At 71.0% G+C, this 24671-nt stretch carries 20 protein-coding genes; 18 read left to right on the forward strand and 2 right to left on the reverse strand.

All coding sequences use genetic code 11. The features are described from left to right. Positions 1-24: 24 nt before the first annotated feature. The 14 genes from HUT19_RS30175 to HUT19_RS30240 all read left to right on the forward strand — a co-directional run bounded on the left by HUT19_RS30175 (position 25) and on the right by HUT19_RS30240 (position 16538). Positions 25-2007, forward strand: coding sequence for a penicillin-binding protein 2 (locus HUT19_RS30175; RefSeq protein ID WP_176183470.1), 1983 nt, complete (start codon positions 25-27; stop codon positions 2005-2007). 12 nt (positions 2008-2019) lie between these two features. Then, entirely contained in the window at positions 2020-3780 is a 1761-nt protein-coding gene (locus tag HUT19_RS30180) for a UDP-N-acetylmuramoyl-L-alanyl-D-glutamate--2,6-diaminopimelate ligase (RefSeq protein ID WP_176183471.1), read from the forward strand. A 62-nt stretch (positions 3781-3842) separates the two neighbouring features. Further along, positions 3843-5282: a UDP-N-acetylmuramoyl-tripeptide--D-alanyl-D-alanine ligase gene (murF, locus tag HUT19_RS30185; protein WP_176183472.1), complete on the forward strand. Its 1440-nt coding sequence runs from the start codon at positions 3843-3845 to the stop codon at positions 5280-5282. Continuing rightward, the gene (gene mraY, locus HUT19_RS30190; RefSeq protein ID WP_176187476.1) at positions 5279-6346 is read left to right on the forward strand and encodes a phospho-N-acetylmuramoyl-pentapeptide-transferase; all 1068 of its coding nucleotides are present in this window, start codon (positions 5279-5281) and stop codon (positions 6344-6346) included. The genes murF and mraY overlap by 4 nt, the downstream gene beginning before the upstream one ends. Then, positions 6343-7818 (forward strand): UDP-N-acetylmuramoyl-L-alanine--D-glutamate ligase, encoded by a 1476-nt coding sequence (murD, locus tag HUT19_RS30195; RefSeq protein WP_176183473.1) that lies wholly within the window; start codon positions 6343-6345, stop codon positions 7816-7818. The genes mraY and murD overlap by 4 nt, the downstream gene beginning before the upstream one ends. 55 nt (positions 7819-7873) lie before the next feature. Next, entirely contained in the window at positions 7874-9319 is a 1446-nt protein-coding gene (gene ftsW / locus HUT19_RS30200; protein ID WP_254885865.1) for a putative lipid II flippase FtsW, read from the forward strand. Positions 9320-9325: 6 nt separating this feature from the next. Further along, the gene (gene murG / locus HUT19_RS30205) at positions 9326-10420 is read left to right on the forward strand and encodes an undecaprenyldiphospho-muramoylpentapeptide beta-N-acetylglucosaminyltransferase (protein WP_176183474.1); all 1095 of its coding nucleotides are present in this window, start codon (positions 9326-9328) and stop codon (positions 10418-10420) included. A 13-nt stretch (positions 10421-10433) separates the two neighbouring features. Then, positions 10434-11231 carry a cell division protein FtsQ/DivIB gene (locus tag HUT19_RS30210; RefSeq protein ID WP_176183475.1) on the forward strand — a complete coding sequence of 266 codons (798 nt, stop codon included), beginning with the start codon at positions 10434-10436 and terminating at the stop codon, positions 11229-11231. Between the two features lie 276 nt (positions 11232-11507). Continuing rightward, positions 11508-12740, forward strand: a complete 1233-nt coding sequence (gene ftsZ / locus HUT19_RS30215) for a cell division protein FtsZ (RefSeq protein WP_176183476.1) — start codon at positions 11508-11510, stop codon at positions 12738-12740. Positions 12741-12783: 43 nt separating this feature from the next. Next, a complete protein-coding gene (pgeF, locus tag HUT19_RS30220) occupies positions 12784-13518 on the forward strand; it encodes a peptidoglycan editing factor PgeF (protein WP_176183477.1) in 735 nt (244 codons plus the stop codon). Between the two features lie 3 nt (positions 13519-13521). Next, the gene (locus tag HUT19_RS30225) at positions 13522-14241 is read left to right on the forward strand and encodes a YggS family pyridoxal phosphate-dependent enzyme (RefSeq protein ID WP_176183478.1); all 720 of its coding nucleotides are present in this window, start codon (positions 13522-13524) and stop codon (positions 14239-14241) included. 123 nt (positions 14242-14364) lie between these two features. After that, on the forward strand, positions 14365-14979 hold the full coding sequence (locus HUT19_RS30230) for a cell division protein SepF (protein WP_176183479.1): 615 nt from the start codon (positions 14365-14367) through the stop codon (positions 14977-14979). A gap of 73 nt (positions 14980-15052) precedes the next feature. Further along, a complete protein-coding gene (locus tag HUT19_RS30235) occupies positions 15053-15349 on the forward strand; it encodes a YggT family protein (RefSeq protein WP_176183480.1) in 297 nt (98 codons plus the stop codon). Positions 15350-15398: 49 nt separating this feature from the next. Continuing rightward, positions 15399-16538, forward strand: coding sequence for a DivIVA domain-containing protein (locus HUT19_RS30240; protein ID WP_176183481.1), 1140 nt, complete (start codon positions 15399-15401; stop codon positions 16536-16538). 286 nt (positions 16539-16824) lie between these two features. Here the strand turns inward: HUT19_RS30240 and ileS are convergent, their stop codons facing one another. Continuing rightward, the gene (ileS, locus tag HUT19_RS30245; RefSeq protein WP_176183482.1) at positions 16825-19956 is read right to left on the reverse strand and encodes an isoleucine--tRNA ligase; all 3132 of its coding nucleotides are present in this window, start codon (positions 19954-19956) and stop codon (positions 16825-16827) included. Positions 19957-20586: 630 nt separating this feature from the next. On the opposite strand from ileS, the gene HUT19_RS30250 reads away from it, so the two are divergent. The 4 genes from HUT19_RS30250 (at position 20587) to HUT19_RS30265 (ending at position 23510) form a co-directional block, all read left to right on the forward strand. Beyond that, complete coding sequence (locus tag HUT19_RS30250; RefSeq protein WP_176183483.1) at positions 20587-21342, forward strand: TraR/DksA C4-type zinc finger protein; 756 nt, start codon at positions 20587-20589, stop codon at positions 21340-21342. Positions 21343-21416: 74 nt separating this feature from the next. Next, a complete protein-coding gene (locus HUT19_RS30255; RefSeq protein ID WP_176183484.1) occupies positions 21417-21998 on the forward strand; it encodes a signal peptidase II in 582 nt (193 codons plus the stop codon). Positions 21999-22095: 97 nt separating this feature from the next. Beyond that, a complete protein-coding gene (locus tag HUT19_RS30260) occupies positions 22096-23037 on the forward strand; it encodes an RluA family pseudouridine synthase (protein WP_176183485.1) in 942 nt (313 codons plus the stop codon). Further along, positions 23034-23510, forward strand: a complete 477-nt coding sequence (locus HUT19_RS30265; protein ID WP_176183486.1) for a GNAT family N-acetyltransferase — start codon at positions 23034-23036, stop codon at positions 23508-23510. Before HUT19_RS30260 ends, HUT19_RS30265 begins: the two co-directional genes overlap by 4 nt. A gap of 21 nt (positions 23511-23531) precedes the next feature. On the opposite strand, the gene HUT19_RS30270 is transcribed toward HUT19_RS30265, so the two are convergent. Then, on the reverse strand, positions 23532-24671 hold the full coding sequence (locus tag HUT19_RS30270; RefSeq protein WP_176187480.1) for a mechanosensitive ion channel family protein: 1140 nt from the start codon (positions 24669-24671) through the stop codon (positions 23532-23534).

A 24671-nucleotide genomic window follows, 5' to 3' on the forward strand; every position in this document is an offset into this window, starting at 1 on the left:
GGAGCCGACGAGGGCGGCCGCCGCGTGACCGCGCCCCAGGACCCGCGCCGCCGCCGGGTGCCCGGTCCGGCGGATGCGCACGCCGAGCGCCGCCCGCGCCAGGGGAGGTCCCACCGCCCCGGCGACCGTCCGGGGCCGTCCGGCCGCCGCCCGGTCCGCCGCCCCCGCCCCGGGGCACCGCAGCAGCTGCGGCTCGGCAGCCCGCGCCCCCGGCTGCGGCTGATCAGCCTCGGCCTCACCCTCGTGATGCTGGTCTTCGTCGTGCGGCTGCTCCAGGTGCAGGCCGTCGACGCCGACGCGTACGCCGCCAAGGCCAATGTCAACCGCTACATCCCGGTGACGCTGGCCGCCGAGCGCGGCTCCATCACCGACCGTGACGGCGTCGACCTGGCCACCACCGTGGACGCGTACGACATCACCGCCGCGCCCGACCTGCTGACGCCCAAGACGGCCAAGACGAAGGACGCGCCCCGGCGGGCGGCCTCCCTGCTCGCGCCGATCCTCGGCAAGGACCGCGCGGACCTGGAGAAGAAGCTCACCGACAACCCGAAGTCGAAGTACGTGGTCCTGGCCCGGCAGCAGAGCCCGCAGGTCTGGAAGCAGATCAAGGACCTGAAGAACGCCCTGGACGAGGCGGCCGAGAAGGGCAAGGGCACCAATGTGCTGGCCGGGGTCAACCGGGAGGCCCACAGCAAGCGGATCTATCCCAACGGGGACCTCGCCGCCGGGCTGCTGGGCTTCGTGGGAGCCGACGGCCGGGGCGCCGCGGGCCTGGAACAGGAGCTGAACGAGAAGCTGGCGGGCCAGGACGGCAAACGCGTCTACGCGCAGTCCGGCGGCCACCAGGTGCCCACCGGCGACGTCAAGGAGCAGCCCGCGGTGCCCGGCAGCGATGTGGAACTGACCATCGACCGGGACCTCCAGTGGTCGGCCCAGAGCGCCATCGCCGCCCAGGTGTCGAAGTCCGGGGCCGACCGAGGTTACGTCGTCGTCCAGGACACCCGCACCGGCGAGATCCTGGCGCTGGCCAACGCCCCCGGGTTCGACCCCAACGACATCTCCCGGCAGGACGCGAGTGCCCTAGGCAACGCGGCGGTCTCGGACGCCTACGAGCCGGGCAGCGTCAGCAAGCTGATGTCGATGGCTGCCGTCATAGAGGAGGGCGTGGCGCGCTGGGACACCCATGTGGAGGTCCCGAACCGGCTGGCGCGCGCCGACCGGGCCTTCGCCGACGACATCGACCACCCCACCTGGTACCTGACGCTGAACGGCGTGTTCGCCAAGTCCAGCAACATCGGCACCATCCTCGCCACCGAGCAGCTCGCCAAGACCCATCGGCAGAAGAACCGGATTCTCTATTCCTATCTGCGGAAGTTCGGGATCGGGCAGCCCAGCGGGCTCGGCCTCCCCGGCGAGACCCGGGGCATCCTGGCCGAACCGGAGAAGTGGAGCGCCTCGCAGCAGTACACGATCCCGTTCGGCCAGGGGCTGTCGCTCAACGCCGTCCAGGCGGCCTCGGTGTATTCCACGATCGCCAACGGCGGCGAGCGGATCGCCCCCACCCTGGTCCGCGGCTCCAAGGGCCCCGACGGCGAATACACCGCCGGGTCCAAGCCGAAGAAGACCCGGGTGGTGGGCAAGGAGACCGCGAAGACGCTGTCCCGGATGCTCGAGTCGGTCGTCGACGACGAGGAGGGCACCGGCACCAGGGCCAAGATCCCCGGCTACCGGGTGGCGGGCAAGACCGGCACCTCCAACCGCGTGGACCCCAGAACCGGGCGCTACCGGGGCTACACCGCCTCGTTCGCCGGATTCGCCCCCGCCGACAAGCCGCGGCTGACCGTCTACTGCGCCGTGCAGAACCCGACCAAGGGCAGCTACTTCGGCGGCCAGGTCTGCGGCCCGGTCTTCAAGAAGGTGATGGAGTTCGGGCTCAAGAGCCTCCAGGCGGCCCCGACCGGGACGCAGGTCAAGCGGCTCCCCGTGAGCTACAGCCCGGGTCAGTGAGCGGATCCAGTCGTGACGACGATCACGCCGGAGCCCGGGAACCATGGTCCGGTACGGCCCCGGTTCGGCGCCTCATTTCGCGGGGGACCGGGTGTCCCGGGTACGCTCACCGCCGTGCCCCACGCTGATCAGTCGCAAACCCCTCAGAAGGACGTTTCTGTGGAATATCCAGGAGCGCCCCGCCCCTTCCAGGTCCGCCCGGTCCCCCTGGCGGAGCTGGCAGATCAGCTGGGCGTCGCTGTCCCCGAAGCGCCGGCCGATGCCGCGGTCACCGGGATCACCCATGACTCGCGCGCCGTACGTCCCGGCGATGTGTACGCCGCCCTGTCCGGCGCCCGTCTGCACGGCGCGGACTTCGCCGCCCAGGCCGCCGATCTCGGCGCCGTGGCCGTGCTGACCGACCCGGCGGGCGCCGAGCGCGCCGCCGCCACCGGTCTGCCGGTGCTGGTCGTGGACAATCCGCGCGGCCGGATGGGCGCGCTGGCCGTCACGATCTACGGCGAGCCGGGCCGCGCCCTGTTGCAGCTGGGCATCACCGGCACCTCCGGCAAGACCACCACCGCGTACCTCATCGAAGGCGGCCTCCGCGCCGCCGCGAAGGACGGCGGCGGCCTCACAGGTCTCATCGGCACCGTCGAGACGCGGATCGGCGACGAGCGGATCAAGTCCGAGCGCACCACCCCGGAAGCGACCGACCTCCAGGCCCTGTTCGCGGTGATGCGCGAACGCGACGTCCGCTCGGTCGTCATGGAGGTCTCCAGCCATGCCCTGGTCCTCGGCCGGGTCGACGGCTGTGTCTTCGACGTCGCCGTCTTCAACAACCTCAGCCCGGAGCACATGGAGTTCCACTCCGGGATGGAGGACTACTTCCAGGCCAAGGCGCAGCTGTTCACCAAGGCCCGCAGCCGGGCCGCGGTGATCAACTACGACGACGAGTACGGCAAGCGGCTGGTGGAGCAGGCCGAGGTCCCGGTCACCACCTTCTCCGCCGAGGGCCACCCCGATGCCGACTGGCGCGCCGACGGCGTCGAGGTCGGCCCGCTCGGCTCGACCTTCACCGCGCTCGGCCCGAACGGCGAGTCCGTACGGGCCGCGGCGCCCCTCCCCGGTCCCTTCAACGTGGCCAACGCGCTCGCCGCCGTCGTGGCCCTCGTCGTCGCCGGGGTCGACCCGCAGACGGCCGCCGACGGTGTGGCCGCCGTCCCCGGGGTGCCGGGGCGGCTCGAGCGCGTGGACGCGGGCCAGCCGTACCTCGCCGTGGTCGACTACGCCCACAAGACCGACGCCGTGGAGTCGGTGCTGCGCGCCCTGCGCCGGGTCACCGACGGCAGGCTGCACGCCGTCCTCGGCTGCGGAGGCGACCGCGACAAGCTCAAGCGCGGGCCCATGGGCGCCGCGGTGGCCCGATTCGCCGACACCGCCGTGCTGACCTCCGACAACCCCCGCTCCGAGGACCCCCTCGCGATCCTCGCCGCCATGCTCGCGGGCGCCGCCGAGGTGCCCGCGCACGAGCGCGGCGACGTACTGGTCGAAGAGGACCGGGCGAACGCCATCGCGGCCGCCGTGGCCCGGGCCGAACCCGGTGACACCGTCATCGTCGCGGGCAAGGGACATGAACTGGGCCAGGACATCGCCGGAGTGGTCCGCGCCTTCGACGACCGCCAGGTCCTCCGCGAAGCCATCGAGCTGAGCGAACGGGCCAAACAGCGCGAATCCGTACGCCCCGGGGCGAACGGACAGCACTGCGACACCCATCAAGACAACCAGGGATGACAGACCGCCATGCGCGCACCAGCCCCCTCCAGGCAGCTCTCCCGCACGGCCGGAGGTGATCAGTGATCGCACTGTCCCTCACCGAGATCGCCGGCCTCGTCGGTGGACAGCCGCACGACATACCGGACCCTGATCTGAAGGTCACGGGCCCGGTCGTGATCGACTCCCGTGAGGTGCGGCCCGGCAGCCTCTTCGCCGCGCTCGTCGGAGAGCGCGTGGACGGCCACGACTTCGCGCCCGGCGCGGTCGAGGCGGGCGCGGTCGCGGTCCTGGCCACCCGCCCGGTCTCCACAGCCGACGGCGCCGTCCCCACGATCGTCGTGCCCGACGTCGTCGCCGCGCTGGGGGCGCTCGCGCGCGCCGTCGTGGAGCGCCTGGGCACCTCCGTGGTGGCGCTCACCGGCTCCGCGGGCAAGACCAGCACCAAGGACCTCATCGCGCAAGCGCTCCAGCGCCACGGCCCCACCGTGTGGACGCCGGGTTCGTTGAACAACGAGATCGGGCTGCCGCTGACCGCGCTGACCGCCGACGGGAGCACCCAGCACCTGGTGCTGGAGATGGGCGCCCGCGGCAAGGGCCACATCCGGTACCTGACGGACCTCACCCCGCCCCGGATCGGCCTCGTCCTCAATGTCGGCACCGCCCACATCGGGGAGTTCGGCGGCCGGGAGGCCATCGCCGAGGCCAAGGGCGAACTGGTCGAGGCGCTGCCCGCCGCCGAGGACGGCGGAGTGGCGGTGCTCAACGCCGACGACCCCCTGGTGCGCGCCATGGCGTCCCGTACCGCGGCCCGCACGGTCCTGTTCGGGGAGGCCGAGGGCGCCGACGTACGCGCCGTAAATGTCCGGCTCGCCGACGGTGGCCGGCCCGCCTTCACGCTTCACACCCCTACCGGGTGCAGCGAAGTGACCATGCGCCTGTACGGTGAGCACCACGTGTCGAACGCGCTCGCCGCGGCCGCCGTCGCCCACGAGTTGGGCATGTCCGTCGACGAGATCGCCGTGGCGCTCTCCGAGGCGGGGCAGCTCTCCCGCTGGCGGATGGAGGTCACCGAGCGCTCGGACGGCGTGACGGTCGTCAACGACGCCTACAACGCGAACCCCGAGTCCATGAGAGCCGCGCTGCGGGCGCTGGTCGCCATGGGCGCCGCTACACCGGGGCGTCGTACGTGGGCGGTGCTGGGCCGGATGGCCGAGCTGGGCGAGGAGTCGCTCGCCGAGCACGACGCGGTCGGGCGGCTGGCCGTCCGGCTCAACGTCAGCAAGCTCGTGGCGGTCGGCGGCCAGGAGGCCGCCTGGCTGGACATGGGCGCCAAGAACGAGGGTTCGTGGGGTGAGGAGTCGGTGCACGTGTCCGACGTGCGGGCAGCGGTCGATCTGCTGCGCAGCGAGCTGCGACCGGGGGACGTCGTGTTGGTGAAGGCGTCCAGGTCGGTCGGCCTGGAGAAGCTCGCGCAGGCGTTGCTCGAGGGTGAGGGTGAGGTCGCCGGCCGATGGGCATGAGGCAGATCCTCTTCGCGGGAGCCATCGGGCTCTTCCTGACCCTGATCGGCACACCGGTGCTGATCAAGCTGCTGGCCCGCAAGGGCTACGGCCAGTACATCCGGGACGACGGCCCCCGGACACACGGCTCCAAGCGCGGTACCCCGACCATGGGTGGTATCGCCTTCATCCTGGCCACGCTGATCGCGTACGCCGTGACCAAGGTGATCACCGGCAGTCAGCCGACCTTCTCCGGTGTGCTGGTGCTCTTCCTGTTCGCGGGCATGGGCCTGGTCGGCTTCCTGGACGACTACATCAAGATCGTCAAGCAGCGGAGCCTGGGCCTGCGGGCCAAGGCGAAGATGGCCGGACAGCTGATCGTCGGTATCGCCTTCGCGATCCTCTCGCTGAACTTCGCGGACGCGCGCCAGCAGACCCCGGCCTCCGACCGGCTCTCCTTCGTCCAGGACTTCGGCTGGTCCTTCGGCCCGGTGATCTTCGCGATCTGGGCGCTGTTCATGATCCTTGCGATGTCGAACGGTGTGAACCTCACCGACGGTCTGGACGGTCTGGCCACCGGCGCCTCGGTGATGGTTTTCGGCGCCTACACCTTCATCGGCGTCTGGCAGTACCAGGAGTCCTGCGCCAATGCGCAGACCCTCACCAACCCCGCGTCCTGTTTCGAGGTCCGTGACCCCCTCGATCTCGCGGTCGTGGCCTCCGCGCTGATGGGCGCCTGCTTCGGTTTCCTGTGGTGGAACACCTCACCCGCCAAGATCTTCATGGGCGACACCGGCTCGCTCGCCCTCGGCGGCGCGCTGGCGGGCCTGGCCATCTGCTCCCGTACGGAACTGCTGCTGGCCCTCCTCGGCGGTCTGTTCGTCCTGATCACCATGTCCGTGGTCATCCAGGTCGGCTCCTTCCGGATGACCGGGAAGCGGGTTTTCCGGATGGCCCCGCTCCAGCACCACTTCGAACTCAAGGGGTGGAGCGAAGTCCTTGTGGTGGTCCGATTCTGGATCATCCAGGGCATGTGCGTGATCGTCGGACTCGGCATCTTCTACGCGGGCTGGCGGGCCCAGTGACGTCCCCCGCCACCGGCCCCGATGTGACCGACCTCGCCGGGCGGCGGGTCACGGTCGCCGGGCTCGGCGTCTCGGGGGTCCCCGCGGCGCGTGCGCTGCGGGGCCTCGGGGCCACCGTCACCGTGGTCAACGGCAGCGACGGCGAGCCGCAGCGCGCCCAGGCCGCCGAGCTGGAGCCGCTGGGCATCACCGTCCGGCTCGGCTATGGCACGGCATCCGACGGCGGCTCCGCCGCGGGCCTCCCCGAGGGCACCGAGCTGATCGTCACCACGCCCGGCTGGAAGCCCACCAGCCCGCTGTTCCTGGCCGCCGCGGAGGCCGGGGTCCCGGTCTGGGGCGATGTGGAGCTGGCGTGGCGGCTGCGCCGGGCGGACGCGCCGCCCTGGCTCGCGGTCACCGGCACCAACGGCAAGACCACTACGGTGCGGATGCTGGCGTGCATCCTGGAGGCCGCCGGGCTGCGCACCGCGGCCGTCGGCAACATCGGTGTCTCGCTGCTGGACATCGTGCTGGGCGACGAGCCGTACGACGTGCTGGCGGTCGAGCTCTCCAGCTACCAGCTGCACTGGGCGCCCTCGCTGCGCGCCCACTCCGGGGCGGTGCTCAACCTCGCCCCCGACCACCTCGACTGGCACGGCTCCATGGCGGCGTACGCGGCCGACAAGGGCCGGATCTACGAGGGCAACCAGGTGGCGTGCGTCTACAACGTGGCCGACCCGGCCACCGAGGACCTGGTGCGCGCGGCCGATGTCGAGGAGGGCTGCCGGGCGATCGGCTTCACCCTCGGCACCCCCGGCCCCTCCCAGCTCGGCGTCGTCGAGAACATCCTCGTCGACCGGGCCTTCGTGGCGAACCGGCAGAAGCAGGCGCAGGAGCTCGCCGAGGTCTCCGACGTGAACCCGCCGGCGCCCCACAACATCGCCAACGCGCTGGCCGCCGCGGCCCTGGCCCGCGCCTACGGGGTGCCGCCCACAGCCGTCCGGGAGGGCCTGCGAACCTTCCGCCCGGACCCGCACCGGGTGGAGCATGTCGCGGACGTCGGCGGGGTCGCCTACGTCGACGACTCCAAGGCCACCAACACCCATGCCGCCGAGGCGTCGTTGGGTGCCTACGAGAACATCGTGTGGATCGCGGGCGGCCTCGCCAAGGGCGCCACCTTCGACGAGCTGGTGGTGACGGCCGCCAAGCGGCTGCGCGGGGTGGTGCTGCTCGGCGCCGACCGTGCGCTGATCCGCGAAGCGCTCGCGCGACACGCAGCGGATGTCCCGGTCGTGGACCTCGAGCGGACCGACACTGGGGCGATGGCGGCGGCTGTGCGCGAAGCGGCCCGGCTCGCCCGGCCGGGCGATACCGTCCTGATGGCACCGGCCTGCGCCTCGATGGACATGTTCGTCAACTACAACAAGCGGGGCGACGCCTTCGCCGCGGCGGTCCACGACCTGGCCTCCGGCCGGGTCCCGGACGACCGGTAGTCCGCCGGTCCCCGCGTGTGGGCCGCTCGCGCGGGGAATCCGGAGGGGATACGAGATGACGCCTGACCAGCCCGCCGCCCCGCGGTCCCGGCCGAGCGCACCGCGCGGGGGCCGCACCGTGTCCCGCGCCGGCGCGGCGCCGCGCGTACGGGCGGCCGTGCGCGCCGGAGGGCGGGCGGCGGTCCTCGTGCGCCCGCGCGGCGGCGGCCCCAGGCTGCCCCGCCGCCCCACCCGCACCTCGGTGCTGGCGTCGCTGCGCCGCGCGCAGCAGCGCACCCGGCGGGCCTGGGACCGCCCGCTCACCGCCTACTACCTGGTCCTCGGCGGCGCACTGCTGATCACGGTGCTGGGTCTGGTGATGGTCTACTCGGCCTCGCAGATCAAGGCATTGCAGTCCGGTCTGGCCCCGTCGTACTTCTTCCGCAAACAGCTCTTCGCGGCGGCCCTGGGCGGCTCGCTGATGTTGCTGGCGGTGCGGACGCCGATCAAGCTGCACCGCGCCTTCGCCTATCCGCTGCTGGCGGTCTCGGTCTTTCTGATGTGCCTGGTCCAGGTGCCCGGGATGGGCATCTCGGTCAACGGCAACCGGAACTGGATCTCCTTCGGAGGTCCGTTCCTCCTCCAGCCCAGTGAGTTCGCCAAGCTGGCGCTGGTGCTCTGGGGAGCCGATCTGCTGGCCCGCAAACAGGACAAGCGGTTGCTGGCCCAGTGGAAGCACCTGCTGGTGCCGCTGGTGCCCGCCGCGGGGATGCTGCTCGGCCTGATCATGCTGGGCGGTGACATGGGCACCGCGATCATTCTCACCGCGATCCTGTTCGGCCTGCTCTGGCTGGCCGGTGCCCCCACCCGGCTGTTCGTGGGCGTGCTGACGTTCGCCGGGGTGGTCGGGGTGCTGCTCATCAGGACCAGCGCCAACCGGATGTCCCGGCTCGCCTGTATCGGCGCCACCGAACCCGGAGACCATGATCAGTGCTGGCAGGCGGTGCACGGGATCTACGCCCTCGCCAACGGCGGCTGGTTCGGTTCCGGACTCGGTGCATCCATGGAGAAATGGGGCGAACTACCTGAACCGCATACCGACTTCATCTTCGCCATTACCGGGGAGGAACTCGGCCTGGCGGGGACGCTGTCGGTCCTCGTCCTCTTCGCGGCTCTAGGCTATGCGGGTATCCGCGTGGCCGGACGCACGGAGGACCCCTTCGTGAGGTACGCCGCGGGAGGCGTGACCACCTGGATCACGGCCCAGGCCGTGATCAATATCGGCGCGGTGCTCGGTCTGCTGCCGATCGCCGGGGTTCCGCTCCCGCTGTTCTCCTACGGAGGGTCCGCCCTGCTGCCGACCATGTTCGCCGTCGGTCTGCTGATCGCCTTCGCACGGGCCGAGCCCGCCGCGAGAGCGGCGCTGGCCATGCGGCAGCCTGCTTTGCGGAAGAAGCTGGCTCGGGTGAGACGGAAGACGATGAGACGGCCCGTCAAGAAGCGGCCGTCCGGAGAGCGGTGAATTTCGGTGCATGTCGTACTCGCCGGTGGGGGGACCGCCGGCCACATCGAGCCCGCGCTCGCCCTCGCGGACGCCCTGCGCAGGCAGGATCCGACCGTGGGGATCACGGCGCTCGGCACGGAGCGGGGTCTGGAGACCCGGCTCGTGCCCGAGCGCGGCTATGAACTCGGGCTGATCCCGGCCGTACCGCTGCCGCGCAAGCCCACGCCCGAGCTGATCACCGTCCCCGGGCGGCTGCGCGGCACCATCAAGGCCGCCGAGCAGATCCTGGAGCGCACCAAGGCCGACTGCGTGGTCGGCTTCGGCGGCTATGTGGCGCTGCCCGGCTATCTGGCCGCCAAGCGCCTCGGGGTGCCGATCGTGGTCCACGAGGCCAACGCGCGGCCCGGCCTCGCCAACAAGATCGGCTCCCGCTACGCCAAGTACGTCGCGGTCTCCACCCCGGACAGCAAGCTCCGCAACGCCCACTACGTCGGCATCCCGCTGCGCCGCTCGATCGCCACCCTGGACCGGGCCGCGGTCCGGCCCGAGGCGCGCGCGGCCTTCGGGCTCGACCCCAACCTGCCGACGCTGCTGGTCTCCGGCGGTTCACAGGGCGCCCGCAGGCTCAACGAGGTGGTACAGACGGTCGCCCCGTTCCTCCAGCGCGCCGGGATCCAGGTGCTGCACGCGGTCGGCCCGAAAAACGAAATGCCGCATGTGGACAACATGCCCGGAATGCCGCCCTATATCCCGGTACCGTACGTGGACCGGATGGACCTCGCGTACGCCGCGGCCGACATGATGCTCTGCCGCGCGGGCGCGATGACCGTCGCCGAGCTGTCCGCCGTCGGGCTCCCGGCCGCCTATGTGCCCCTGCCCATCGGCAACGGCGAGCAGCGGCTCAACGCCCAGCCGGTGGTCAAGGCGGGCGGCGGACTGCTGGTCGACGACGCCGAGCTGACCCCGGAGTGGGTGCAGAACCACGTGCTCCCGGTGCTCGGCGACCCGCACCGGCTGTACGACATGTCCCGGCGCGCCGCCGAATTCGGCCGCAGGGACGCCGACGAGCTGCTGGTCGGCATGGTGTACGAGGCAATCGCGGCACGCCGCCAGGCGTGAGAAGGCAGGGAGCGTGGCCGGACCGACGACCGCCAGGAGCGGTTCACGACGGACGTCACCGTCCGGCCCGCCCCCGAGCGTCTTCACCGCGCGCCGCAGGGTGCGGCTGCCCCGCCGCCGCACCCTGCTGGTGATCGCGGTGACCCTGGTCCTGCTGGGCGCCGGGACCGTCTGGGTGTTGTACGGCTCGAGCTGGCTGCGCGCCGAGCGGGTGACGGTCACCGGCACCCATGTGCTCACCTCCGGTGAGATCCGTGCGGCCGCGGACGTACCGCTGGACACCCCGCTGGTGACTTTGGACACCGCCGCGATCGAAGAGCGGCTGCGGGACCGGCTGCCGCGGATAGCGAAAGTGCGTGTATCCCGGTCATGGCCGCACACCGTCAGTCTGGATGTGACGGAACGCAAGGCCGAAGCGATTGTCGAAGAGGGCGGGAAGTTCCGCGAAGTGGACGCCCACGGCGTACGGTTCGCTACCTCGGTCAAGCGTCCGAAGGGTGTTCCGCTGCTGGAAATGGAGCCGGACCGGTCGCCGAGTTCACGCCATTTCGGCGCCGCCAGGCTGCGCCGGGAGGCGGTCCGGGTGGTCACCCAACTCCCCGCGGCGGTCCGCCGGGACACCCGTTCCCTGCGGGTCCGCTCGTACGACTCGATCACGGTGGTCCTCACCCGAGGGCGTACGGTCGCCTGGGGCAGCGAAGAGCGCGGGGCGGCGAAGGCACGGACCCTCACCGCGCTCATGAAAGCGCGTCCGGACGCGGACCACTTCGACGTCAGTGCGCCGAGTGCCCCCGCGGTGTCTCGCAGTTGACCTGATAGACCCTGGCCAGCACCCTGGTTGGCTAGCCCACTGGGTGATCACATAGGGTGAAAAGAAAAGCGGGAGGTTCGGCGTGTTCATTGAACGCGCGCCACTTGTCGACTTAGTGTCCTGTTCCGAAGAGTCCGGGAAACAGAGGTACTGGTAACCCTAAACTTCAGCGTTAGGGTTGGGGTCGGCAATCGGAACCGTCCCATTCGGCATCAGTCGGCGCACCGCGGCAACGGCGGGGTGGCGACACGTAACTCGAGGCGAGAGGCCTTCGACGTGGCAGCACCGCAGAACTACCTCGCAGTCATCAAGGTCGTCGGCATCGGCGGCGGTGGCGTGAATGCCATCAACCGGATGATCGAGGTCGGGCTCAAGGGCGTCGAGTTCATCGCGATCAACACCGATGCGCAGGCCCTCCTGATGAGCGACGCGGACGTCAAGCTGGACGTCGGCCGCGAGCTCACCCGCGGACTCGGCGCGGGCGCCAACCCCGAGGTCGGCCGCAAGGCCGCCGAAGACCATCGCGAGGAGATCGAGGAGGTCCTCAAGGGGGCCGACATGGTCTTCGTGACGGCGGGCGAGGGCGGTGGCACCGGCACCGGCGGCGCCCCCGTGGTCGCCAACATCGCCCGGTCGCTGGGCGCGCTGACGATCGGTGTGGTCACCCGTCCCTTCACCTTCGAGGGCCGCCGCCGCGCCAACCAGGCCGAGGACGGCATCGCCGGGCTGCGCGACGAGGTCGACACCCTGATCGTGATCCCGAACGACCGCCTGCTGTCCATTTCGGACCGTCAGGTGAGCGTGCTGGACGCGTTCAAGTCCGCGGACCAGGTGCTGCTGTCGGGCGTCCAGGGCATCACCGACCTGATCACCACCCCGGGCCTGATCAACCTCGACTTCGCCGACGTCAAGTCCGTGATGTCCGAGGCGGGCTCGGCGCTCATGGGTATCGGCTCGGCCCGCGGCGACGACCGCGCGGTGGCCGCGGCCGAGATGGCCATCTCCTCGCCGCTGCTGGAGGCGTCCATCGACGGCGCCCGGGGCGTGCTGCTCTCCATCTCCGGCGGCTCCGACCTCGGACTGTTCGAGATCAACGAGGCCGCCCAGCTGGTGAGCGAGGCCGCCCACCCCGAGGCCAACATCATCTTCGGCGCCGTGATCGACGACGCGCTGGGCGACGAGGTCCGGGTCACCGTGATCGCCGCCGGTTTCGACGGCGGCCAGCCGCCCGCGAAGAACCGCGACAAGGTGCTCGGGTCGTACAACGGCGGTGGCCGCGAGGAGGGGGCGAGCGGCTCGTCGGGCCGCCCGTCCACCCAGGAGCCCGGCCGACCGTCCTTCGGCGGACTCGGCAGCGTCACCCCGCGCGAGGAGGAGCCCGCCCCGGCGGACCCCGCCCCCGTCGCCGAGGTCCCGGCCCCTCCGGTCTCCACCCCCCAGGTCCCCCCGGCCCGTCCCTACCCGGAGAGCCAGGCCGAGGAGCTGGACGTTCCGGACTTCCTGAAGTGAGCCCGGTGAGATGGCTCCCCATCGACCCTGAAGCGATCCCGCAGTGATAGCGCAACAGCACGACGCGAGCGGCGCCCACTTCGCCTTCACCGACCGGTGGGGCGGGGTGAGCGCCGCTCCGTATAACGAGCTCAACCTCGGCGGCGCGGTCGGCGACGACCCCGAGACCGTACGGACCAACCGCGAGCTGGCCGCCAAGGCGCTGGGCCTGGACCCGGCCGCGGTGGTCTGGATGAACCAGGTGCACGGCCGGGACGTCGCCCTGGTCGACGGGCCGTGGACCGGCGACGACGAGATCCCCGCGGTGGACGCGGTGGTGACGATGCGTCGGGGGCTCGCCCTCGCCGTCCTCACCGCCGACTGCACCCCGGTGCTGCTGGCCGACCCGGTGGCGGGAGTGGCCGGGGCCGCCCACGCCGGGCGGCCGGGGCTGGTCGCCGGGGTGGTCCCGGCGGTGGTCGAGGCGATGACGGCGCGGGGCGCCGACCCCGCCCGGATCATCGCCCGTACCGGCCCCTCGGTCTGCGGACGCTGCTACGAGGTGCCCGCGGCGATGCGCGCCGAGGTCGCGGAGACGGTTCCCGAGGCGTGGGCCGAGACCGGCCGGGGCACCCCGGCGGTCGATGTGGCCGCTGGGGTCCGGGCCCAACTCGCCCGCGCCGGTGTCGAGATGGATGGACAATCTCACATCTGCACGCTGGAATCGGTGGACCACTTCTCCTACCGGCGCGAGCACACCACCGGGAGGCTCGCGAGCTATGTGTGGTTGGACGGCTGAGCTGTGACGGATCGCAAAACGGAATTGGCGGCGAACCTGGCCCAGGTGGAGGAACGTATCTCCGCGGCCTGCGCCGCCGCCGGTCGTAAGCGTGAAGAGGTGACCCTGATCGTGGTCACCAAGACCTATCCGGCGAGCGATGTCCGTTTGCTGGCGGAACTGGGCGTACGGCATGTCGCCGAGAACCGCGACCAGGAGGCGGCGCCCAAAGCGGCCGAATGTGCAGATCTGCCCTTGATCTGGCACTTTGTCGGGCAATTGCAGACCAACAAGGTACGTTCCGTTTCCAGTTATGCCGATGTGGTGCAATCTGTCGATCGCAAGCGATTGGTTGACGCTCTCTCCGGTGCGGCGGTGCGCGCCGCCCGGGAGATGGGTGTCCTGATTCAGGTCGCCCTCGACGCGGACTCCGGTGAGCGGGGAGCGCGGGGAGGGGTCGGACCGGACGGAGTGGAGTCGCTGGCCGAGTCCGTGATCGCGGCCGAGGGACTGCGACTGGACGGTCTGATGACCGTCGCGCCGCTGGCCGGGCCCTACGAGGGGCGGCCGCGGGCGGCGTTCGACCGGCTGATGGAAATCTCATCCCGCCTGCGCGCGGCCCATCCGGCTGCGAACATGGTCTCCGCGGGCATGAGCTCGGACCTGGAGGAAGCGGTGGCGGCGGGGGCGACACATGTGCGCGTCGGCACCGCGGTACTCGGAGTCCGCCCCACGCTCCGGTAACGTCGCGAAGAAGTCGGACCACAGCAGAAAATATGGTCATTCCCGTCAAAAGGCGGGCAGGCCACGTGGATCCATGGCATCCGGTGGCGGAGCCGATCCACCACAGAGCGGAGGACGCAGAGAATGGCCGGCGCGATGCGCAAGATGGCGGTCTACCTCGGCCTCGTGGAGGACGATGGGTACGACGGCCGGGGGTTCGACCCCGATGACGATTTCGAGCCCGAGCCGGAGCCCGAGCGGGACCGTCGGCGGCACCAGGTGGTGGAGGCCGAACCTCGCCCGGAAAGGGGCGAATCTGTGCGAGTCGTCCATCCCCCCGCACAGCGTGAACCTGCTCCGCTCGCGGTGGAAACCGGACGACCCGCGCGAATCGCCCCCGTGGCATCCATCACACCTGAACGTCAGAACTTGGAGAAGAACGCACCGGTGATCATGCCCAAGGTCGTGTCCGAGCGGGAGCCCTACCGCATCACCACACTGCACCCGCGGACCTACAACGAGGCCCGTACCATCGGGGAACACTTCCGCGAGGGCACTCCGGTGATCATGAATCTGACGGAGATGGACGACACGGACGCAAAGCGACTTGTCGACTTTGCCGCCGGACTCGTGTTCGGTCTCCATGGGAGCATTGAACGAGTGACGCAGAAGGTGTTCCTGTTGTCGCCTGCTAACGTCGATGTCACGGCGGAGGACAAGGCCCGTATCGCAGAGGGCGGGTTCTTCAACCAGAGCTGAGACGCAACACGGCAACATCGAGTCATCCGAGGCCGCGAGGCCGAGTACGAGCCAGGGGAGAGGGACGCGCGGGATGGGCATCGCACTACAGGTGGTCTACATCGCGCTGTACTGCTTCCTGATCGTGCTGATCTTCCGGCTGGTGATGGACTACGTCTTCCAGTTCGCACGCTCGTGGCAACCCGGTCGGGCGATGGTGGTCATCCTCGAGGCCACCTACACTGTGACCGATCCGCCACTCAAGCTCTTGCGGCGGTTTATTCCACCGCTGCGTCTCGGGGGTGTGGCGCTCGACCTGTCCTTCTTCGTGCTGATGATCATCGTCTGGATCCTGATCACCGTCGTGAGCAATTTTGCGAGCAGCGTGTGAACGATACGGTCTTGCCGATTGCCGACGACTACGTTGAGGTGAAGTAGAGATGCCGTTGACCCCCGAGGACGTGCGGAACAAGCAGTTCACGACCGTCCGCCTCCGAGAAGGCTATGACGAGGACGAGGTCGATGCCTTCCTCGATGAGGTCGAAGCCGAACTGACCCGGCTGTTGCGGGAGAACGAGGACCTGCGGGCCAAGCTGGCGGCAGCCACCCGCGCCGCCGCGCAGAGCCAGCAGCAACAAGGCATGCGCAAGCCTCCAGAACAGCAGGAGAGGCCCGGCGCCCCTGTCCCCGCCGCCATATCCGGACCGCAGCCGGTGCCGCCCGGCCAGCAGCAGATGGGTGGCCCGCCCCAACTTCCGGGCGGCGCCCCGCAGCTGCCGGCCGGCCCGATGGGCCAGAACGGCCCCGGGCCGATGCAGCAGGGCGGACCCGGCCCGATGGGCCAGAACGGCCCGATGGGTCAGAACGGTCCCATGGGCCCCGGCGGTCCCATGGGTGGCCCGATGGGCGGCCCCGGTGGTCCCGGCGGCCCCCAGCTGCCGCAGCCGGGCCAGGGCCCGGGCGGCGACAGCGCCGCGCGCGTGCTCTCGCTCGCGCAGCAGACCGCCGACCAGGCGATCGCGGAGGCCCGTTCCGAGGCCAACAAGATCGTCGGTGAGGCCCGTAGCCGCGCCGAGGGCCTGGAGCGGGACGCCCGCGCCAAGGCCGACGCCCTGGAGCGGGACGCGCAGGAGAAGCACCGTGTCGCGATGGGCTCCCTGGAGTCCGCTCGCGCCACGCTGGAGCGCAAGGTCGAGGACCTGCGCGGCTTCGAGCGCGAGTACCGCACGCGGCTGAAGTCGTACCTGGAGAGCCAGCTGCGCCAGCTGGAGAACCAGGCCGACGACTCGCTGGCCCCGCCGCGCACCCCGGCGACCGCCTCGCTGCCGCCGTCCCCCTCGATGAGCGGCTCCATGGCCTCGGCCGGTGCCGGCACGATGGGCGGCCACACCATGGGCGGCAACCAGTCCATGGGCGGCGGTCACGGGCAGAACGGCGGTGCTCCCTCCTACGGCGGCCAGCAGCAGATGTCGCCCGCGATGACCCAGCCGATGGCACCGGTGCGGCCGCAGAGTCCGCAGCCGATGCAGCAGGCGCCCAGCCCGATGCGGGGTTTCCTGATCGACGAGGACGACAACTGACGCGTTCCATCTGACGCGGTTTCGCCACCGCGGGGAGCGTTCGGCAATCACAGGGCCGGGCTCCGGGAGCTTTCTCCCGGGGCCCGGACTGCTTTGTGCGCCTAAGCCGGCGCCGCTCTCGCGGACCCGGTTGCTCGCCGTACGGGTTGCTCCATTATGGGTTGCGCTCGCCCAGGGCGGCCTCGGCCGGGGACCGTGGCTCCGCCCTCGGCCGTATCAATCGCCGGGCCGACAGAGCCGGACGGGGTGGAACGGCCCGTCCGGCGATGTGAGGCCCGCGGAGCGGTTACGCCTTGCGAAGGCGGAACGTCAGCCCGAGCGGCTCGTCGGTGAAGGGCTCACCGTAACCGGAGTCGCCCTCGCCCGAGGCGAAGTCCGTGGCGAGGACCTCGTCCGCGATCAGACCCGCGTGGTCGGTGAGCGCCCGGCGAAGCTCCTCGTCCACCGACTCCCAGCGCAGCGCGATCCGGTCGGCCACGTCCAGACCGCTGTTCTTGCGGGCCTCCTGGATCAGCCGGATGGCGTCGCGGGCGAGTCCGGCGCGGCGCAGCTCCGGAGTGATCTCCAGGTCGAGGGCGACGGTGGCGCCCGCGTCGGAGGCCACCGACCAGCCCTCGCGCGGCGTTTCGGTGATGATCACCTCGTCCGGGGAGAGCGCGACGGTCTCACCGTCCACCACCACCGAGGCCGTGCCCTCGCGCAGGGCCGCCGACAGCGCCGCCGCGTCCGCCTCGGCGATGGCCTTGGCGACCGGCTGGGTGCCCTTGCCGAAGCGCTTTCCCAGCGCACGGAAGTTGGCCTTCGCCGTGGTGTCCACCAGCGAGCCACCGACCTCGCTCAGCGAGGCGAGCGAGGAGACGTTCAGCTCCTCCTCGATCTGGGCTCGCAGTTCGATGGAGAGTCGCTCGAAGCCGGACGCCGCGACCAGCGCGCGGGACAGCGGCTGGCGGGTCTTCACCCCGGATTCGGCCCGGGTCGCCCGACCGAGCTCGACCAGCCGCCGGACCAGCGCCATCCGGGCCGAGAGCGCCGGGTCGATCATGGCCTGGTCGGCCTCCGGCCAGCTCGCCAGATGGACGGAGGCCGGGGCCTCCGGATCCACCGGTACCACCAGGTCCTGCCAGACCCGCTCGGTGATGAAGGGCACCAGCGGAGCCATCAGCCGGGTGACCGTCTCGATGACCTCGTGGAGGGTGCGCAGCGCGGCGGCGTCGCCCTGCCAGAAGCGGCGGCGCGAGCGGCGCACGTACCAGTTCGACAGGTCGTCCACGAAGGACGACAGCAGCTTTCCGGCGCGCTGGGTGTCGTAGGCCTCCAAGGCCTGGGTGACCTGCTCGGTCAAGGTGCCCAGCTCGCCCAGCAGCCAGCGGTCGAGCAGCGGGCGGTCGGCCGGGGCCGGGTCGTCCGCACCGGGCGCCCAGCCGGAGGTGCGGGCGTACAGGGCCTGGAAGGCGACCGTGTTCCAGTAGGTCAGCAGCGTCTTGCGGACGACCTCCTGGATGGTGCCGTGGCCCACCCGGCGGGCGGCCCAGGGCGAGCCGCCCGCGGCCATGAACCAGCGGACCGCGTCGGCGCCGTGCTGGTCCATGAGCGGGATCGGCTGGAGGATGTTGCCCAGGTGCTTGGACATCTTCCGGCCGTCCTCGGCCAGGATGTGACCGAGGCAGACCACGTTCTCGTACGAGGACCTGTCGAAGACCAGGGTGCCGACCGCCATCAGCGTGTAGAACCAGCCGCGGGTCTGGTCGATGGCCTCGGAGATGAACTGCGCCGGGTAGCGCTTCTCGAACAGCTCCTTGTTGCGGTACGGGTAGCCCCACTGCGCGAAGGGCATCGACCCCGAGTCGTACCAGGCGTCGATCACCTCGGGGACGCGCTCGGCGGTGAGCGAGCAGCCCTCCGCGGTGCAGGTGAAGGTGATCTCGTCGATGTACGGACGGTGCGGGTCCAGTCCGGACTGGTCGCTGCCGGTCAGCTCGGAGAGCTCGGCGAGCGAGCCCACACAGGTGAGGTGGTCCTCGGCGCAGCGCCAGATGGGCAGCGGGGTGCCCCAATAGCGGTTGCGCGACAGCGCCCAGTCGATGTTGTTGTTGAGCCAATCCCCGAAGCGACCGTGCTTGACCGAGTCGGGGTACCAGTTGGTCCGCTCGTTCTCCCGCAGCAGCGCGTCCTTGACCGCGGTGGTGCGGATGTACCAGGACGGCTGGGGGTAGTAGATCAGCGGGGTGTGGCAGCGCCAGCAGTGCGGATAGCTGTGCTCGTACGCCAGGTGCTTGAACAGCAGGCCGCGCGCCTCCAGGTCGGCCACCAGCGACTCGTCGGCCTTCTTGAAGAACTGGCCGCCGACCAGGTCCAGCTCCTCCTCGAAGGTGCCGTCCGCGCGGACCGGGTTCACCACCGGCAGCCCGTAGGCGCGGCAGGTCCTGAAGTCGTCCTCACCATAGGGGGCCTGGTGGACCAGGCCGGTGCCGTCCTCCGTGGTGACGTAGTCGGCGTTGACGACGAAGTGCGCGCCGGGGATCTCCACCAGCTCGAAGGGGCGCTGATACGTCCAGCGCTCCATCTCCGCGCCGGTGAAGGTCTGGCCCGTGGTCCGCCACCCCTCGCCGAGCGCCTTCTCGACCATCGCCTCGGCGACGACCAGGTTCTCCTCGCCGTCCGTGGCGACCACATAGGTCACCTCGGGGTGGGCGGCCACCGCGAAGTTGGCCACCAGGGAGAAGGGCGTGGTCGTCCAGGCGAGCAGTGCCGCCTCGCCCGCCAGGGGGCCGGAGGTCAGCGGGAAGCGGACGTAGACCGAGGGGTCCACGATCGTCTCGTAGCCCTGCGCCAGCTCGTGGTCGGACAGACCGGTGCCGCAGCGCGGGCACCAGGGGGCGACGCGGTGGTCCTGGACCAGCAGCCCCTTGGAGAAGATCTCCTTGAGCGACCACCACACCGACTCGACGTACTCCGGGTCCATCGTGCGGTACGCGTCGTCCAGGTCGACCCAGTAGCCCATGCGCTGGGTCAGCTCGGCGAAGGCGTCGGTGTGCCGGGTCACCGACTCCCGGCACTTGGCGTTGAACTCGGCGATGCCGAACGCCTCGATGTCCTTCTTGCCGTTGAAGCCCATCTCCTTCTCGACCGCGAGCTCCACCGGCAGACCGTGGCAGTCCCAGCCCGCCTTGCGGCCGACGTGGTAGCCGCGCATGGTGCGGAAGCGCGGGAAGACGTCCTTGAAGACGCGGGCCTCGATGTGGTGGGCGCCCGGCATGCCGTTGGCGGTGGGCGGGCCCTCGTAGAAGACCCACTCCGGCCGGCCCTCGGACTGCGCGAGGGTGCGGGCGAAGATCTTGTTCTCCCGCCAGAAGTCGAGCACGGCGTGCTCGAGGGCGGGCAGGTCGACCTGGGCGGGCACCTGGCGGTACAGCGTCATCGGGAATCCTCCGGCGGACACACGCTCGTCGTTCCGTCCGGAGGGACGAGAGCCGTGTGCTCCCGCGGTACCACCCTCCTTGGCCGGGAGCACTGCGCTCCCAGCCCCCTCATTGGGGTCGCGATGCCGGTTCTACTGGCCCTGGGCGGGGGTTCTTCCGGCGGCTCCGGGGTGATCCTTCGCATCGCGCTCGCCCCCGGGCTCTCACCGTCCCCGGGTCGCTCATGGCCGCGTACGACGCTACTCGTCCCCATCCACGCCTTTCGCTGCGCCCAGTGTACGGGGCCGGACGGACCGCGGCCGACCGATTTCCACGCCGCCCTCTCGTGGGCCCGCCCCGGCTCCCCGTCGCCGCCCCGCTGCGCCGAGTGAGGTACCGGGCGCCCGGGGATGACCCGAATGCCGATACGCCGGGTGCTGGAGTCCGGGGGAGCGGCGGGGTCACTCTCCGGTACCGGTCGGCGGCCGGATTCACCGGGCGCGGAGTGGGGCACAACGGTGGAGACCGGTTTGTCGCACGGGCAAGCCGGGCGAATCGGGCGGCGTGCCCCGTTGCCGCGTGCCCGGAGTCGATTTATCGTTCCGGAACGATTCGCGAGCAAGATCACAATATGTGAAGGGGCCGCGGCCATGGTGGCTAGGAAGACCGCCGTGCAGAAGAGCACGGCGAAGGCGACGCAGGCCGCGCCCGCCAAGACGCAGGCCGCGCCCGCCAAGAAGAGCGCGTCGGGCAAGAAGGCCGCGAAGAAGACCGCGGCGGCGACGAAGTCCACGGCCGAGGCGACCGCGAAGGCTGCCAAGAAGAGCGCACCGACGAAGAAGGCCACAGCCAAGAAGGCCGCACCGGCCAAGAAGGCGGTGCCCGCGAAGAAGACGGGAGCCAGGAAAGTGGTTGCGAAGAAGTCCCCGGGCGGTGCGCCGAGCGCGAAAAAGGCGACGACGACCGCGCCCCCCGTGCCCAAGGCCCGTGCCGCGGGCGCCCCGGCCGACCCCAGCGAGCTCGCGGTACGCCCCGGCGAGGACCCCTGGTCGGCGGAGGAGGTGACCGAGGCGCGCACCGGGCTGCTGACCGAGGCGGGCCGGCTGCGCACCGAGATCCTCGCCTCGGAGGAGGCGATCACCGGACTGATGCGCGACTCCGGGGATGGCGCGGGCGACGACCAGGCCGACACCGGCACCAAGAACATCACCCGTGAGCACGAGATGGCCCTCGCCGGGAACGCCCGCGAGATGCTGCACCAGACCGAGCGCGCCCTCGAGCGGCTGGACACCGGGACGTACGGGCTCTGCGAGAACTGCGGCAACGCCATCGGGAAGGCTCGGATGCAGGCGTTTCCCCGGGCCACGCTGTGCGTGGAGTGCAAGCAGCGCCAGGAGCGCCGCTGACCGCCCGCACGTGTGTGCCGTACCCTCGTCCTCAGCCAGGGGGAGACTGGCCCGGACGAGGTTGAGGGACTCACGTGACAGAGGCGGAGCAGGCCATCGGTACGCCAGACGCGGGGAAGGCCGAGGAGGGCGCCGGGACCAGCGCCGGTACGGCGGACGCCGGAGCCAGGGGCAAGCGGCGGATCGGGGTGCTCCTCGCCGTCGCCGCCTTCGCGTACCTGCTCGATCTGGTCAGCAAGCTGGCGGTGGTCGCCAAGCTGGAGCACCGTGCGCCGGTGGAGCTGATCGGCACCCTGCTGCGGCTCGAGGTGATCCGGAACCGGGGCGCGGCCTTCGGCTTCGGCGAGGCGATGACCATCGTCTTCACGGTGATCGCGGCCGCGGTGATCGTGGTGATCGCACGGCTGGCCCGCAAGCTCTACAGCCTGCCGTGGGCGATCGCGCTCGGGATGCTGCTCGGCGGGGCCTTCGGCAATCTCACCGACCGCATCTTCCGTTCGCCGGGACACCTCCAGGGCGCGGTGGTGGACTTCATCGCCCCGGCCCACTTCGCGGTCTTCAACCTCGCGGACTCGGCCATCGTGTGCGGCGGCTTCCTCATCGTGATCCTGTCCTTCCGCGGGCTGGACCCGGACGGCACGGTCCACAAGGACTGAGCGGGGGCCGGTGCGGCCGGTGTGGGACCGCCGGTATGCGCCCGCCGGTATGCGACTGCCGTACGAACCGGTCCGTCCGGTCCGGCATACTCGACGGGTGAGTACGATTCCCGAGATCCGCACCCTGCCCGTACCCGATGGCCTGGAGGGCGAGCGCGTCGACGCCGCGATCGCCCGGATGTTCGGCTTTTCGCGGACCAAGGCGGCGGAACTGGCCGCCGCAGGGAAGGTGCAGGTCGACGGCAGCGTGGCGGGTAAGTCCGACCGGGTCTCCGGCGGTGCCTGGCTCGAGGTCGAGCTGCCGCAGGCCGCGCCGCCGGTGCACATCGTCGCCGAGCCCGTCGAGGGCATGGAGATCGTCCATGACGACGACGACATCGTGGTGATCGTCAAGCCGGTCGGTGTCGCCGCCCACCCCAGCCCCGGCTGGTCCGGTCCCACCGTGATCGGCGGCCTGGCCGCCGCCGGGTTCCGGATCTCCACCTCCGGCGCCGCCGAGCGGCAGGGCATCGTCCACCGGCTGGACGTGGGCACCTCCGGGCTGATGGCCGTCGCCAAGTCCGAGCGCGCCTACACCCTGCTCAAGCAGCAGTTCCGGGAGCGCACCGTCGACAAGCGCTATCACGCGCTGGTGCAGGGACACCCGGACCCGCTGAGCGGCACCATCGACGCGCCGATCGGGCGCCATCCGCAGCACGACTACAAGTGGGCGGTGACCAGCGACGGCAAGCCGAGCGTCACCCACTACGACCTGATCGAGGCGTTCCGCGCCGCCAGCCTTCTGGACATCAAGCTGGAGACCGGCCGTACCCACCAGATCCGGGTGCACATGGCCGCTCACCGCCACCCCTGTGTCGGCGACCTCACCTACGGCGCGGACCCGACGCTCGCCAAGCGGCTGAAGCTGACCCGGCAGTGGCTGCACGCGGTGCGGCTGGGCTTCGAGCACCCGGCCGACGGCGGCTGGACCGAGTTCGAGAGCGCCTACCCCGACGACCTCCAGCGGGCCCTGGACATCGTGCGGGCGGAGAGCGCATGAGCGCCCCCGCCATCCGCGTCGTCACCGACGGCGATCTCTCGGGCTGCTTCGCGGTCCGCCGCGAGGTCTTCGTGGGTGAACAGCGGATCCCCGAGGCGGAGGAGATGGACGCGTACGACGGCGACGCCGTCCACCTCCTGGCCACCGCCCCCGAGGGACGCCCGGTCGGCACCGTCCGCTTTCTGCACGGCGCCGCCGCCGACAAGAAGTACGCCCACGCCGGGGTGGACGGCGCCACCACCGCCGCCCTCGGCCGGCTGGCCGTGACGGCGGCGGCCCGCGGCACGGGTCTGGGCGCCGAGCTGGTGCGGGCCGTCGAGGCCGAGGCGCTCCGCCGCGGGCTCACCGCGGTCTATCTGGAGGCCCAGACCCATGCGCTCGGCTTCTACGAGCGGCTGGGGTACGCGGCGTTCGGCCCCGAGTTCGACGAGGGCAGCGGCATCCCGCACCGCGCGATGCGGCGGGAGCTGTAAGGCGGCCGCCGCACGGTCGGCTCAGCGCCGGCCGCGGCCCGAGCCGTCCTTGCGCAGATCCCCGTCGAAGCGGGTGAAGTGGTCCTCGCGCTCCGGGCGGGGCCGGGGCTGCGGGGTGGGGGCGGTGATCGGCGCGGCGGCGGTGGCGATCCGCGGCAGGGCGTACGGATGGGACTCCCGCAGGAACGCGATCATCTGCTCGCGCACCTCGCAGCGGACCGTCCAGGCGTCGTCCGGGTCCCGGGCGGTGACCAGCGCCCGCACCACGATGGTGCTCGGTGTGGTGTCGGTGACCAGGAGGTTCCAGTCCCTGCCGTCCCAGGCGGTGGAGCCCTGCACGATCTCCCGCATTCGGTCGCGCATCTCCTCGATGGGCGCGCTGTGGTCCAGGTGGAACAGGACCGTGGCCGTCTTCTGGGTGCCGCCGCGCGACCAGTTCTCGAACGGCTTGGAGGTGAAGTACGAGACCGGCATGGTGATCCGTCGCTCGTCCCAGGTCCGTACGGACAGGAAGGTCAGCGTGATCTCCTCGACCGTGCCCCATTCGCCGTCGACCACCACCGTGTCGCCTATCCGCACCATGTCGCCGAAGGCGATCTGGAACCCGGCGAAGAGATTGCCCAGGGTCGACTGGGCCGCGATACCGGCGACGATGCCGACGAGCCCGGCGGAGGCCAGCATCGAGGTGCCGAACGCGCGCATCGCCGGGAAGGTCAGCAGCATCGCGGAGACCGCCACCACCCCGACGACCGCGGTCACCACCCGCTGGATCAGCGTCACCTGGGTGCGCACCCGGCGCACCCGGGCCGCGTCATGGGCGCTGGCGGCGTAGCGCGAGTAACTGGACTCCACCACGGCCGACGCGACCCGCACCACCAGCCAGGCGGTGGCCGCGATCAGCACCAGCGCCAGGAGCTGGCCGATGGCCGGGCCGTGTTCCTTGACGATCTTCGTCTGTGTCCTGTCGTACGAACTGCTGAGCAGCGCCGTGCACACGGTCACCTGCAAGGGGAGCCGGCAGCGGCGCAGCAGACCCCACAGCGGGGTCTCCGGGTGCCGGGCATCGGCCCTCCGCAGCAACCAGTCGACGGCCCAGCCGATGCACAGCGTGATGGCCAGCGAGCCGCCGATGACGACGAGCGGACGCAGTACGTCCTCCAT

It is taken from the genome of Streptomyces sp. NA02950, from assembly GCF_013364155.1.
Taxonomy (GTDB): Bacteria; Actinomycetota; Actinomycetes; order Streptomycetales; family Streptomycetaceae; genus Streptomyces.